10 protein-coding genes and 1 pseudogene are annotated in these 13480 nt (G+C 62.6%); 3 read left to right on the top strand and 8 right to left on the bottom strand.

All coding sequences use genetic code 11. The features are described from left to right. Nucleotides 1-11: 11 nt before the first annotated feature. Both ade and BKP54_RS15015 read right to left on the bottom strand, forming a co-directional pair. Nucleotides 12-1710: pseudogene (gene ade / locus BKP54_RS15010) on the bottom strand (adenine deaminase). An 89-nt stretch (nt 1711-1799) separates the two neighbouring features. Next, complete coding sequence (locus tag BKP54_RS15015) at nt 1800-3128, bottom strand: aspartate aminotransferase family protein (RefSeq protein WP_025427995.1); 1329 nt, start codon at nt 3126-3128, stop codon at nt 1800-1802. 349 nt (nt 3129-3477) lie between these two features. On the opposite strand from BKP54_RS15015, the gene BKP54_RS15020 reads away from it, so the two are divergent. Together BKP54_RS15020 and BKP54_RS15025 are read left to right on the top strand one after the other, a co-directional pair. Beyond that, entirely contained in the window at nt 3478-5736 is a 2259-nt protein-coding gene (locus BKP54_RS15020) for a glycoside hydrolase family 9 protein (protein WP_245317836.1), read from the top strand. 12 nt (nt 5737-5748) lie between these two features. Then, nucleotides 5749-6885 carry a Gfo/Idh/MocA family oxidoreductase gene (locus BKP54_RS15025; protein WP_025427993.1) on the top strand — a complete coding sequence of 379 codons (1137 nt, stop codon included), beginning with the start codon at nt 5749-5751 and terminating at the stop codon, nt 6883-6885. On the opposite strand, the gene BKP54_RS15030 is transcribed toward BKP54_RS15025, so the two are convergent. From BKP54_RS15030 to BKP54_RS15055, 6 genes are all read right to left on the bottom strand, one after another. Further along, on the bottom strand, nt 6880-7926 hold the full coding sequence (locus BKP54_RS15030; protein WP_084814554.1) for a Gfo/Idh/MocA family oxidoreductase: 1047 nt from the start codon (nt 7924-7926) through the stop codon (nt 6880-6882). The genes BKP54_RS15025 and BKP54_RS15030 overlap by 6 nt on opposite strands. Nucleotides 7927-8223: 297 nt before the next feature. Next, entirely contained in the window at nt 8224-8568 is a 345-nt protein-coding gene (locus BKP54_RS15035; RefSeq protein WP_025427991.1) for a metalloregulator ArsR/SmtB family transcription factor, read from the bottom strand. Between the two features lie 119 nt (nt 8569-8687). After that, nucleotides 8688-9431 (bottom strand): HugZ family protein, encoded by a 744-nt coding sequence (locus tag BKP54_RS15040; RefSeq protein ID WP_025427990.1) that lies wholly within the window; start codon nt 9429-9431, stop codon nt 8688-8690. Between the two features lie 90 nt (nt 9432-9521). Continuing rightward, a complete protein-coding gene (gene choV, locus BKP54_RS15045) occupies nt 9522-10571 on the bottom strand; it encodes a choline ABC transporter ATP-binding protein (protein ID WP_025427989.1) in 1050 nt (349 codons plus the stop codon). Then, nucleotides 10568-11413, bottom strand: coding sequence for a choline ABC transporter permease subunit (choW, locus tag BKP54_RS15050; RefSeq protein ID WP_025427988.1), 846 nt, complete (start codon nt 11411-11413; stop codon nt 10568-10570). Before choW ends, choV begins: the two co-directional genes overlap by 4 nt. Before the next feature lie 81 nt (nt 11414-11494). Next, on the bottom strand, nt 11495-12451 hold the full coding sequence (locus tag BKP54_RS15055) for a choline ABC transporter substrate-binding protein (protein ID WP_025427987.1): 957 nt from the start codon (nt 12449-12451) through the stop codon (nt 11495-11497). A gap of 270 nt (nt 12452-12721) precedes the next feature. On the opposite strand from BKP54_RS15055, the gene BKP54_RS15060 reads away from it, so the two are divergent. Continuing rightward, nucleotides 12722-13315: a thymidine kinase gene (locus BKP54_RS15060; RefSeq protein ID WP_025427986.1), complete on the top strand. Its 594-nt coding sequence runs from the start codon at nt 12722-12724 to the stop codon at nt 13313-13315. Nucleotides 13316-13480: the final 165 nt, after the last annotated feature.

The raw sequence follows: 13480 nt of genomic DNA on the forward strand, positions 1-13480 counted from the left end.
CGAGCCGCGCTTCAGCCGATCAGCATGAACTTGTCGACGTCGACGAGGCCGCGGTCTGATATCTTCAGGTGCGGGATTACCGGTAGCGGCAGGAAGGCAAGTTGCAGGAATGGCTCTTCCAGCGTGGCGCCCAGCGCAAATGCCGCCTGGCGCAGATGGTGCAGGGTGTCGCGCACGGATTCGTGCGGTTCCAGGCTCATCAGGCCCGCGACCGGAAGCGCGATCTCGCCGGTGAGCTTGCCATCCTCGACGACGACGAAGCCGCCCTTGATCTCGCCAAGGCGATTGGCGGCGGTCGCCATGTCCTCGACGTTGACGCCGACGACGCAGATGTTGTGGCTGTCATGGCCGACCGTCGAGGCGATCGCGCCCTTCTTCAGGCCAAACCCCTGTACGAAGCCGTTGGCGTGGTTGCCGTTGACGCCGTGGCGCTCGATCACCGCCACCTTGATGATGTCGCGACCGAGGTCGACGCCGGTCTCGTTGCCATCCGCGGGCAGCCGGTAGCGGCGGTGCTCGGTGATGATCTTGCCCGGCAGGACGCCGATGACGGATGTCTCGCTGTCGGAGTAGGGCACGCCGAAGTCGCTGGCATTGACATGGCCGGCCTTGACGCTGTCGAGGCCGACGGGGGCGACCGGCTTGCGGGTGGCAAACAGTGCGTCGGTGACGCGGCGGCCGCCGGAAAAGACCATCTGCGCCCGGCAGCTTTCGAGACTGTCGACGACGACGAGGTCGGCGCGCCAGCCGGGGGGCCACAAGGCCGCGGTCGCGAAGGCCGAAGGCGCGCGCGGCCGAGATCGAGGCGGCGCGATAGATCGCCAGCGGCTCGACGCCGGCGGCGATCGCGGTGCGGATCATGTGGTCGAGGTGGCCCTGCTCGGCGATATCGAGCGGATTGCGATCGTCGGTGCAGAGCGCCAGATAGGGCGAAAGCCGCTCGGTAATGATTGGCATCAGCGCGTGCAGGTCCTTGGAGACGGAACCTTCGCGCACCAGGATATGCATGCCCTTGCGGATCTTCTCCATCGCCTCGTCCGCGGTGGTGCACTCATGTTCCGTGCGGATGCCGGCCGAGAGATAGCCGTTGAGGTCCTTGCCGCGCAGCAGCGGCGCGTGCCCGTCGATGTGCCCACCCTGGAACGCCTCGAGCTTGGCGAGGCATACCGGATCCTTGTGGATGACGCCGGGGAAATTCATGAACTCGGCAAGGCCGATCACCTTCGGATGATCCCGGAAGGGCAGCAATCTTTCGATCGGCAGGTCGGCGCCCGCGGTCTCCAGATGCGTCGCCGGCACGCAGGACGACAGTTGCACGCGGATATCCATGATGGTTTCGAGAGCGGAATCGAGAAAGAACTGGATGCCCTCGGTGCCGAGCACGTTGGCGATCTCGTGTGGGTCGCAGATAACTGTGGTGATGCCGAGCGGCAGCACGCAGCGATCGAACTCATGCGGGGTGACGAGCGAGGATTCGATGTGCAGATGCGTATCGATGAAGCCGGGAACGACGATGCGGCCGGAGATATCGATCTCCTCGCGTCCCTCATAATCGCCATAGGTGCCAACGATGCGGCCGGCCGATATGGCGATATCGGAGGCGATCAGTTCACCCGTCACCAGATCGAAGAAGCGCCCGCCCTTGAGCACGATGTCGGCCGGCTCGCGGCCGACGCCCTGGTCGATCATTCGTTCCAAAGCCCTAGACATCTCTGCACCCCTCACTTCAGACCCGTAGATAAGATTAACCCTCTCCCCGTTGCCGGGGAAAGGGCCCTATTCGCAGATGGACGACGCAATCAGATATTGTTGACGAGAACGTCGCGAAGCTTGTCGAACAGCTCGTCGATCTCTGCCTTGGAGATGATCAGCGGCGGCGACAGCGCGATGATGTCGCCGGTGGTGCGGATCAAAAGGCCCTTTTCGTAGGCCTTCAGGAAGGCATTGAAGGCGCGCTTGGTCGGTTCGCCGGCGATCGGCTGCAGTTCGATCGCGCCGATCAGGCCGACATTGCGGATGTCGATGACATTAGGGCAATCCTTGAGGGAATGTAGGCCGTCTTCCCAATAGGAGGCAAGCTCGGCGGCGCGTGTCAACAGGCCCTCTTCCTTGTAGGTGTCGAGGGTGCCAAGCGCTGCAGCCGAGGCGATCGGGTTGCCGGAATAAGTGTAGCCGTGGAAAAACTCGATCAGGTGTTCCGGGCCGTTCATGAAGGCGTCATGGATTTCCGAGGTCACGAACACCGCGCCCATCGGGATCACGCCGTTGGTCAGCCCCTTCGCGGTGGTGATGATATCCGGCGTCACGTCGAAATACTGCGCGGCGAACGGCGTGCCGAGGCGGCCGAAGCCGGTGATGACCTCATCAAAGATCAGCAGGATGCCGTGCTTGGTGCAGATATCGCGCAGCTTCTTGAGATAGCCCTTCGGCGGGATCAGCACGCCGGTCGAACCTGCAACCGGCTCGACGATGACGGCAGCGATCGTCGAGGCATCGTGCAGGGTGACGATGCGCTCAAGCTCGGTCGCCAGATCTCCGCCATGCTCGGGCTCGCCACGGGTAAAGGCGTTCTGGGCCGGCAGGTGCGTGTGCGGCATGTGGTCGACGCCGGTCAGGAGCGTGCCGAACATCTTGCGGTTGGAGACGATGCCGCCGACCGAGATGCCGCCGAAATTGACGCCGTGATAGCCGCGCTCGCGGCCGATCAGGCGGAAGCGCGAGCCGTCGCCCTTGGCACGGTGATAGGCGAGCGCCACTTTCAGCGCGGTCTCGACCGATTCAGAGCCGGAATTGGTGTAGAGAACGTGGTTCATGCCCTCAGGCGCGATATCGACCAGGCGGTTCGCCAGTTCGAAGGCTTTTGGATGTCCGAGCTGGAAGGCCGGCGCATAGTCGAGTTCGCCTGCCTGTTCGCGGATCGCCTCGGTGATCTTCGGGCGACAATGGCCGGCATTGACGCACCAGAGACCCGCCGTGCCGTCGAGGACCGTGCGACCGTCATGCGTCGTATAGTGCATGTCCTTCGCGCCGACGAAGAGGCGCGGTTCCTTCTTGAACTGCCGGTTGGCAGTGAACGGCATCCAGAAGGCGCGCAGGTCGTTCGGCGTGGTGTTGAGGCGGTTCGACATTCCAGTTCTCCTCGGCATGGTCCCGTGTCGGGCGATCGCGCCCGCTTGGATTCTTTTACCCTTTGGTCAAACTATCAGGGCGCCGGTTCGGGTCAAGTCTGGAGCGCCGGCGCGTTATCGCTCAGGGCGCGCCCCGGAATTCGAGTGCGGTATATTCCGCTGGTGGCAAATGCCCGCCTATCCGAGGCGTCCCAAGAGTGGGAATTTCCGTTATCGGCTCAGACGTTTTCTCAAGTTTAACCTGTTTGCGTCAACGCTACCGCGCCGTGTATCGCCGGATCCATGGCAATGTTTCCCGCCGTCCCCCGACGGTGCGGTCCGGTGGCGAAAGATGCGGAGTGGCGAGACAGTGTCGAGGTTGGGGATAGCGCTGGCGGCCATTGCCGTCCTCTTTCTGCCAGGCATGGCCGCGGCCGCCGACCTGATCGTCGACGGACGCTTCGAGCAAGGCCGGGACACTTTTTGGGCCGGGGAAGGCGTGGCTCTGACCCGGAGCGGAAGGCAGCTTTGTGCCGACGTTTCGGCGGGCGGTGACACCTGGGACAGGCTCATTGGTGTCAACGGGTTGAAACTCGAGCCCGGCCTTCACTACAGGCTCTCGCTGTCGACCGCGGCTGATCCTGCCCGTGCCGTGTCCGCCCGCATCCAGCGTGGCGCCGAGCCCTGGACGGTGCAGAGCGAGTTCAGCATCGCAGGCGCGCCGGAGCGTGCGCCGTTTTCGGCAGATTTCATGGCCTCCGAAGAGGATGAGGCCCAACTGATTTTCCCGCTCGGCGGCGCTGAAAAATCCTGGCGCTTCTGCATCGATGACTTGTCCTTGGTGGAGATCGAGGCCTCTGCTGGTGCGGCCAGCCGAGCGAACCAGGGGCCGGCCATTCGGGTGAACCAGCTCGGCTATTTCACCGATGGTCCAAAGCGGGCAACGGTGATCTCCGATGCGCGCCGCGCCATTTCCTTCCAACTGATCGATGCAGGCGATGCCGTCGTCGGCGAGGGGACAACGCGACCGAGCGGGTTTGATCCGTCCGCCGGCGTCAGGACGCACGTGGCGGACTTTTCCGCCTATGCCGTTCCCGGCAACGGGTACCGACTGGTCTCCGGTGACTGGACTAGCGATCGCTTTTCGATCTCTGACGATCTCTATGGCCGCCTGCGCGTAGACGCGCTCTCCTGGTTCTACCCGCAGCGCAGCGGTATCCAGATCCGCGGCGATATCGCCGGCAAGGCCTATGCCAGGCCGGCTGGGCATATCGGCGTCGCGCCGAACGAGGGCGACCAATCAGTCGGCTGCTTGACTGGCGACGAGGCCAAGGCGCTCTATGGCGACTGGTCCTGCTCCTATCGTCTCGACGTTTCCGGCGGCTGGTACGATGCCGGCGATCACGGCAAATACGCGGTCAACGGTGCGGTCTCGGTCGCGCAGCTGCTGGCGACATTCGAGCGCGGCCGTGTCTTTGGCGGTGCTGCCTCGCCCGTCCTCGGCGATCGGCTTTCGCACATTCCCGAAAGCGGCAACGGCATTCCCGATCTGCTCGACGAGGCGCGATGGGAGCTGCAGTTCCTGCTTGCAATGATGGTGCCGGACGGTGAGCCGCTTGCCGGGATGGTGCACCACAAGATCCATGACACAGAGTGGTCGTCGCCGCCGATGCTGCCAAGCGAGGATCCGAAACCGCGGGCGCTGCACCGGCCCTCGACGGCGGCGACCTTCGATGTGGCGGCCGTTGCCGCGCAGGCCTCGCGGCTGTTCGCGAAGGACAACCCGACCTTTGCCGCAACGCTGCTTTCGGCAGCGCGCAAGGCATGGGTGGCGGCCAATGCCAATCCGGTCCTGCTCGCGCCGAAATCCGACGGCAATTCGGGCGGCGGCGATTACGATGACGACGACGCGTCGGACGAACTCTATTGGGCCGCGGCAGAACTGTTCCTGACAACCGGAGAGGCGACGTACCTCGATGCGCTGCGCGCTTCTCCGCACTGGTCCGGCGATGTGCTGCCGTCGACCGGCGCGTTCCACTGGCGCAATGTTGCCGGTTTCGCCCGGCTGCAGCTGGCGCTCTACGGCGTAGCCCTGCCCAAGGCCGAACTCGACATGGTGCGAAGTTCGGTTCTGACGGCCGCGCGGACATTCCTGTCGCTGCAGGCAGCGGAACCGTTCGGGCAGATCTACCGCCCGGCGAACCACCAGTACGACTGGGGATCGAACCAATTGATCCTGCAAAACATCATCGTCCTGTCGACGGCCTTCGACCTTTCGGGCGACAAGGCCTTCCTCAATGCCGCGCGCGAAAGCATGGATTACATTCTCGGCCGCAATGCCATGGCGATGTCCTACATTACAGGTTATGGCGCGCGCTCGCCCGAGAACCAGCACAGCCGCTGGTACGCGCACCAGGTGGACCCGACCCTGCCCAATCCGCCGGTTGGCTCGCTTGCCGGCGGGCCGAATTCGACGCCGGTGGATGCGATCGCCAAGCAGCGGCTGCAGGGCTGTGCGCCGCAGACCTGCTATGCCGACGATATCGAGGCTTATGGCTCCAATGAGATCACCATCAACTGGAATGCGCCGCTCGTCTATGTCGCGTCGTTCCTTGCCGACGCACGCTAGGGGGCTGCAGCAATGACCGGGATAGCCTTTGTCGGAACCGGCTTCGTTGCCGACTACTACATGACGACGCTTGCCAACCATCCGCAACTGCGCCTCGCCGGCGTCTGGGATCGCGATGAAGCCCGCCTGGCGGCGTTTGCCGGCTACTGGAAGGTCAACCGCTACGCTTCACTGGACGCGGCGCTGGCGGATCCCGCGGTCACGATCGTCGTCAATCTGACGACGCCGGAAAGCCACTACATGGTAAATCGCGCAGCACTTCTGGCCGGCAAGCATGTCTATTGCGAAAAGCCGCTGGCCATGGATGTCGAGCAGGCCAGCGAGCTGGTGGATCTGGCGCGAGTGCGGGGGATGGTGCTTGCCGGTGCGCCGGCCAATGCGCTCAGCGAAGCGCACGCGCTCTGCACCTCGCTTCTTGCGAGCGGCGCCATCGGCACGCCACGCCTCGTCTATGCGGAAATGGAAGATGGTCCGGTGTTCCAAGCCAACTGGCGCGAGTGGCGCAGCCGTTCCGGCGCCCGCTGGCCCGGCGTGCATGAGTTCGAAGTCGGCTGCACACTCGAACATGCAGGTTATGCCGCAAGCTGGCTCGTTTCGCTGTTCGGACCGGTTGCCGAAGTCAGCGCCATTTCCGCCCTGACCTTCCCGGACAAGGGGCCGGGCACGGAAAACTTAAGCCTTGGCCCGGATTTTTCGGTCGGTTGCCTTTCCTTCCGCTCCGGCGTGACGGCTCGTGTGACCTGCGGGCTTGCGGCTCCGCGCGACCGCTCGCTGACCATCATCGGCGACAAGGGCACCATCGTCGTGCGCGATCTCTGGGACAACCGCTCGCCCATACATCTGGAGGCCTTCGGGGCGAAGCGCCCGCTGCAACACCGTATCCTCGACTGGGTCGAGTGGAAGGTCGGCCGCAAGCTGCCGCTCCGGCTCTATGCCGGCCGGAAGGTACGCTATCCTGCCCGGGTCGTGGCGTCGCAATTGCCCGCCTATCCCTCGAAGATCGATTTCGTTGGCGGGATTGCCGCCCAGGCCGAGGCGATCGCTCGTGGGGAAACGCCGTACTTCTCCGGCGCGACCGCGCGCCATCTGACCGAGATCGTGCTTGCGCTCAACAGCGGTCGTCAGGGCTATCGCCCGCTCGATCTATGACGGCGGTAAAGCACGGATCGTCTCGATGATTTCGATCGCCTGGATGCTGCGCGATGTCGGCATCAGGATGTGCTCGTGCCAGCCCTCCAGGATCGCCGCACTTGCCGCCTCGATCTCGAATTGCAGTCCGTTGCCCGGGAACGGCAGATCGAAGCGTTGAAGGCCGGGCAAGGAGACGCGCCTGGCAATGCGCGTCAGCATCTTTGCCCACGGGCCCTGGCCCCGAGGTGCGATGACTTTGCGGACAAGACCGTTGTCGCCAAGAAACAGTCGGCTCGCCTTCAGAAACGGCGCGTCGATGACGAGGGTGCCGCGATCGCCGTCGATGATGAACCGATTGTCGCCGTCGCGGTCGAAGCCGCAGGAAAGATGGGCCTGGAAGCCGGTGTAGGAAAGCCGCATTTCGGCCGAAAGATCGACGCCGGTGGGCGCGCTTTGCCAGCGTCCGTCGACCGCCCGTGGTTGTCCGAACAGGTTGAGGCACAGGGACAGTGGATAAATGCCGAGGTCGAGCAGCGATCCGCCGCCGAGCCTTGCGTCGAAGAAGCGGCTGGTGGGATCGAATGGTTTTTCATAGGCAAGCTCGGCTATGACATGCCGGATGCCGCCGAGAGCCTCTGCGCCGAGCAGGGTCCGGACTTTGGCGATCGCTGGCAGGAAGCAGGTCCACATGCCTTCCATGGCGAAAAGGTTTTTGGCTGCAGCCAAGGCTGCGAGTGAGCGCGCATCGTCGAACGACGTTGCCAGCGGCTTTTCGACCAGCACAGTTTTGTTCGCCGACAGGAAGACGATCGCGTGCTCCAGGTGCACGGCGTTTGGCGAGGCGACATAGACGGCATCGATACCTGGATCGGCGGCAAAGGCATCGATGCTGGAATGGCTGGCGATGCCGCCGAAACGGGCGGCGAAGGCGTTGGCCTTCTCCTTGCTCCGGGAATAGACAGCGGCCAGCTCAGCATTGCCGGTAAACTGGATATCGGACGCGAAGCTGTTCGCGATCGCGCCGGTACCAGCGATGCCCCAACGGACCTTGTCTTGCATTGCGTGAAACCCGATGTCCCGGCAGTAGGTTCAAAATGCTACAGCGTCCTTTGCGCGTCATATTTGAGGCGCGGCGCTGTAATGTCCGGGCGCATCCTGACCCCGAAACCTCAAGGCCGCGTAAACATCGCAGGCAAGCCCCTGGCAACATTGACGGTCGATGTTACCTGGGCAACGAGGCACTTCGGCCGGGCAATGGCTTGCCCCGTCTGCCGATCTTCCAGAAAAGAGTAAGCCCCGCGCGATTTCTCGTGTGGGGCTACTTCAGGGCATGATCCCTGTTACGGACTGAGTAGGTCAGGCCGAGCGGCGGACCAAAGTCTTTTCTGTCACGGCATTTGCTTCGACGCCGTAGATATCGGAGAGCGTACCCAGAATTCTCATGACCGCGTCGGACGAGCTGGAATAGTAGATCGTCTGAGCGTCACGGCGAGTGCTGACCAGATTCTGGGCTCTCAGTTTGGACAGGTGCTGGGACAGGGCGGACTGGCTCAAGCCCACCTTATTGGCCAATGCGCCGACAGCCATCTCTTCCTTGACAAGGGAATCGAGGATGAGAAGGCGCTTAGGATTTGCCATGGCCGAGAGGAAGCCAGCTGCTATCTCAGCTTCATCGTGTTTTTCAGGCGAAAGTGGCTGCATTGCGTGCTCCATGCGAAAATTACATCACACGTAGTTATGGTTGACGAAGGACGATAATTAGTCGTGATGCATAAAAGGGCAACCACCTACTGCAAGAAATGGGGGTATCTGGCGAGCGATTAACCGTAAAGTTCGCGCAAAAGTGGCCGTAACTCCGAGCTGTCCCGCATTGGCGCGGGGAACTCGAGCCGCTTCAGTTGGTCGCCAAGGGCCAGATCCAGGCCGGCAGCGTCGATACCGACCACTTTCCAGTCACCCTCCGGGCCGTTGCAAAGTTTTTCAGCGTAAAATCTGACCGCTTCGGCATGATCGGCGTTCATATGCTCGATAGCGCCTGCTTCCATGGCGGCGAGCGATGCGGTGGCGGGTGATTCGATCACCAGATCCTGCGCGGTCAGCACATAGGCGCGGCCGAAACCACCGTTAAGGCTGGCGCGTAACGGGTTCAGGCGGAAGAAACCGAAATCCGGAAAATCGACATAGAGCTTCGATTTCGGATGGCGGCGAACGAATCGTTCGCGGATGCGGGCATGGGCATCCGAATCACGCGAGATCGCTTCGGCCTCGCACTGAACCGTCAGCCGTGGATGGGCGAGGGGATCGCCCTTGCCGGGGTCGCCCGTCAGCAGCGAGGCGCGCGTGTCGGCAAGCAGTGCCTTGGTATGGGTCGACAGCTTGGAAATCAGGATCAATGGCACGCCGTCGACATCCATGCCGACGAGAACGCGACTGACGAAAGGAAACCCACCGCTCTCCGGTTCGATCGCCGCAAGCGAGCCGCTGCGTGCGCCGCGCAGAAGCGTGTGCGCAAGCTTGCGCGCCTCGTCATCGGTTTCGCGCAATACGTTCGGTTTGTCGGTCATTCGTCGGTCCTTCCAGAAATTCAAGCGCGGTTCCAGACGAAAAAGCCCGGAACTGGTGCCGGGCTTTTATTGGCTTCTTGTGCGTTTTCGTCAACTTTTGTTGCGGTGTCGCGTCAGGCCTTCAACGATGTTTTGCGCGTTGATCGTGCCGACGACGGAGCCGTTGTCGACGACGCCGACGCTGCCCGGCTGTCGGGACATGGCGTCGAGGATATCGACGAGCGGCGTCGTCGGCTTGGCGGTCGCCGTCACGCCGGCCACGGCCGCTCCGCGTTGGATGCCGGTCTGCATCACGTCCTTTGCCGTCAGCATGCTGATCGGGTTCATGTGCTGGACGAAATCGGCGACATACTGGTTCGCCGGGTTTCTGACGATGTCCTGCGGGGTTCCGCACTGGATGATGCGGCCACCTTCCATGATGGCGATGCGGTTGCCGATGCGGAACGCCTCGTCGAGGTCATGGCTGACGAAGACGATTGTCTTCTTCAGGCGGCGCTGGAATTCGAGCAGTTCGTCCTGAAGCCGGGTGCGGATCAGCGGGTCGAGGGCCGAGAACGGTTCATCCATCAGGAGGATCGGCGCGCCGGTTGCAAAGGCGCGGGCAAGACCGACACGCTGTTGCATGCCGCCTGAAAGCTCGTTGACCTTGCGGTCGGCCCACTTCGTCAGGTTGACGAGCTCTAGCTGCTCGCCGACGCGGGCCTTGCGTTCCGCGTCGGGCATGCCGGCAAGCTCTAGGCCGAAGCCGACATTGTCGGCGACGGTGCGCCAGGGCAAGAGCGCGAACTGCTGGAACACCATCGACACAGTGTGCATGCGGAAGTCGCGCAGCGACTTTGGTGTGGTGCGATAGGGGTTGAGCGGCCCGTTTGCGGTCTTGACCTCGACCTCGCCGCGAACGACGGGCGCAAGGCCGTTGACGGCGCGGAGCAGCGTCGACTTGCCAGAGCCTGACAGCCCCATCAACACGAGGATTTCACCCTCGTTGATCGCGAGCGACGCACCGGCGACACCCAGCACCAGGCCGGTTGCGGCGCCGATTTCGTCACGGGTCTTGCCCTGGTCAACCATCTGGAGCGCGGTCTGCGGATTGTTGCCGAAGATGATGTCGACATTCTTGAAAACGACGGCGTCGGTCATGCACCCTCTCCTTCGTCGGACGAGCGGAACAGGCGGTCGAGGATGATGGCGAGGATGACGATGCAGAGACCAGCCTCGAAACCCTTGGCGACGTTCACCGAGTTCAGTGCGCGAAGCACGGGAACGCCAAGGCCGTTGGCGCCGACGAGTGCGGCGATGACCACCATCGACAGGGAGAGCATGATCGTCTGGGTAAGGCCCGCCATGATCTGCGGCATGGCGAAGGGAAGCTCGACCTTGCGCAGCACCTGGCCGGGTGTCGCGCCGAAGGCCTGTGCCGCCTCCACCAGCGAGGGCGGCGTCGAGATGATGCCGAGACGGGTGAGGCGGATCGGTGCGGGAATGGCGAAGATCACCGTTGCGATCAGGCCCGGCACCATGCCGAGACCGAAGAGAATGAGCGCGGGGATCAGATAGACGAAGGTCGGGATCGTCTGCATCAGGTCGAGGATCGGCCGCATGACGGAGTAGACCCAGGCCCGGCGCGCGGCGGCAATGCCGAGCGGAACGCCGACGGCCATGCTGACGACGCTGGCCGCCAGCACCAGCGCCAGCGTTTCCGTCGTTTCCTTCCAGTAGCCCTGATTGATGATCAGCAGCAATCCGAGGCCGGTGAACAGTGTCACGCCGAGCGAACGGCGGAACCACCAGGCGAGTGCGGTGATAACCGCAACGACGATCAGCGGGTGCGGCGTCTGCAAGATATAAAGCAGAACGCCGACGACGCCGGACAGGAAGCGAGCGAGCTGGTCGAAGAACAACTCGAAGTTCGTCGTCAGCCAGTCGACGAACGCCTTGGCCCAGCCGCCAATGGGAATGCGGTATTCTGTCAGAAATTCCACAGGGTGAATCCGTCTCGTCAGATCAACACTATCGCGCGATGCGGTGAAAAAAGGCGGGGACTTCCCCCGCCTTGCTGCCGGTCAGAGCCCGAGCGCGGTCTTGACAGCGGCGAGACCTTCGCCGCCATCCTTGGTCGTGACGCCGGCAAGCCATGGGTCGATCGCCGTCGGGTTGGCCTTCAGCCATTCCGTTGCGGCAGCGTCCGGCTCCTTGCCGTCATTCAGGATCTTGCCCATGATCTCGTTTTCCATCTGCAGCGAGAACTTGAGGTTCGTGAGCAGCTTGCCGACATTAGGGCATTCGGTGGTGTAGCCGGCGCGCACATTGGTAAAGACGCTGGCGCCGCCGAAATTGGCGCCGAAGATGTCGTCGCCGCCGGAGAGATAGGTGAGCTTGAAATTGGCGTTCATCGGATGCGGTTCCCAGCCGAGGAACACGATCGGCGCGCCATCCTTCTCGGAGCGGGCGACCTGAGCCAGCATGCCCTGTTCGGAGGATTCGACAACTTCGAAACCCTTGAGCCCGAAGGTGTCCTTGTCGACCATGTCGATGATCAGGCGGTTGCCGTCATTGCCCGGCTCGATGCCGTAGATCTTGCCCTCGAGCGCGTCCTTCTTGGTGGCGATGTCCTTGAAGTCCTTGATGCCGAGTTCGGCACCCTTGGCGTTGGTCGCCAGCGTGTATTTCGCGCCTTCGAGGTTCGGTCCGAAGGATTCGACCGACTTGTCGTCGAGATAGGGGCGCACGTCGTTTTCCTGGGTCGGCATCCAGTTGCCGAGGAAGATGTCGATGTCCTTGTTTTTGAGCGAGGTGTAGGTGACCGGAACGGAGAGAACCTTGATATCCGTCTCGTAGCCCAGGCCCTTGAGGACAGCGGAAACCGTAGCGGTGGTGGCGGTGATATCGGTCCATCCGACGTCGGAGAACCGGACGGTGCCACAGTTTTCAGGCTCGGCTGCCGCGGCGTTTCCGGCAACAAGGGCAGCCACCGAAACGGCGCCCGCGAGCATGAATTTGAGAGAGAGTGCTTTGTTCATCGTTGTCGTTCCCCTGCCTCTATTATTGTTTTAGCCAAACACATTGGAGCTTTAGCCAAACACCATTGGATAGCGAATTCAAGCGCTTTGATGTCGAAGGAAGTGTATTGCGTCAATACGCGGACGGGATGCACGCTGCGACGCAGAATGTCGCAATGCCCACGAAATGGTCAAGTTGGGCGAAAAACTGTGGGTCGCGCAAACGGGCTCTGGCCTTCGGGCCCAAGCCTCGTCATGAACCGGCAAGACGATTTCCGGGAACGGCAGGATATGGCCAAACTCTATTTCAGCTATGCGACGATGAATGCGGGCAAGAGCACATTGCTGCTGCAGGCATCCTACAACTACCAGGAACGCGGCATGCGCGTCGTCATGCTGATCGCAGCGTTCGACGACCGTGCCGGCACCGGGCGCATTTCGTCACGCATCGGCCTCGATGCGGATGCCATTCCGTTCCACGGTGGCGACGATCTCTACGCGTTGATCGAAAAGCTCAACACCGATGGTGCGGGCCAGATTGCCTGCGTCTTCGTCGACGAAGCGCAGTTTCTCGACGAGGAGCAGGTCTGGCAGCTGGCGCGGGTCGCCGACCGCATCGGCGTTCCCGTCATGGCCTACGGGTTGCGCACCGATTTCCAAGGCAAGCTTTTTCCGGGCTCGATGGCGCTGCTGGCCATTGCCGACGAGCTGCGCGAAGTGCGCACGATCTGCGACTGCGGCCGCAAGGCGACCATGGTCGTCCGTCTCGACGGGCAGGGCAACGTCGTTCGCGAAGGCGCCCAGGTCGAGGTCGGCGGCAACGAGAAATATGTCTCCTATTGCCGGCGCCATTGGGAAGACAAGATGCGCTGCGACCCCGCCTGAAGCCGATAAACCGGATTCGATTCAGGGCGTTATGCCGCGAGTTTGCAGTGCTACAGCATCCTTCGCTCGTTCTATCGGACGCGCGGCATCGCGGTGCGACTGCATGGCGTCTTGAAAGCCACGCATTCTGGATGCCATGCTGATCCCGGTTTTCCCCGATGAGGT

The organism is Ensifer sp. 1H6 (assembly GCF_001976035.1).
Lineage (GTDB): Bacteria > Pseudomonadota > Alphaproteobacteria > Rhizobiales > Rhizobiaceae > Ensifer > Ensifer canadensis.

Coding starts and splice junctions, on each gene's coding strand:
- BKP54_RS15015 (WP_025427995.1), bottom strand. CDS start 3,128: ATGTCGAACCGCCTCAACACCACGCCGAACGACCTGCGCGCCTTCTGG.
- BKP54_RS15025 (WP_025427993.1), top strand. CDS start 5,749: ATGACCGGGATAGCCTTTGTCGGAACCGGCTTCGTTGCCGACTACTAC.
- BKP54_RS15030 (WP_084814554.1), bottom strand. CDS start 7,926: ATGCAAGACAAGGTCCGTTGGGGCATCGCTGGTACCGGCGCGATCGCG.
- BKP54_RS15035 (WP_025427991.1), bottom strand. CDS start 8,568: ATGCAGCCACTTTCGCCTGAAAAACACGATGAAGCTGAGATAGCAGCT.
- BKP54_RS15040 (WP_025427990.1), bottom strand. CDS start 9,431: ATGACCGACAAACCGAACGTATTGCGCGAAACCGATGACGAGGCGCGC.
- choV (WP_025427989.1), bottom strand. CDS start 10,571: ATGACCGACGCCGTCGTTTTCAAGAATGTCGACATCATCTTCGGCAAC.
- BKP54_RS15055 (WP_025427987.1), bottom strand. CDS start 12,451: ATGAACAAAGCACTCTCTCTCAAATTCATGCTCGCGGGCGCCGTTTCG.
- BKP54_RS15060 (WP_025427986.1), top strand. CDS start 12,722: ATGGCCAAACTCTATTTCAGCTATGCGACGATGAATGCGGGCAAGAGC.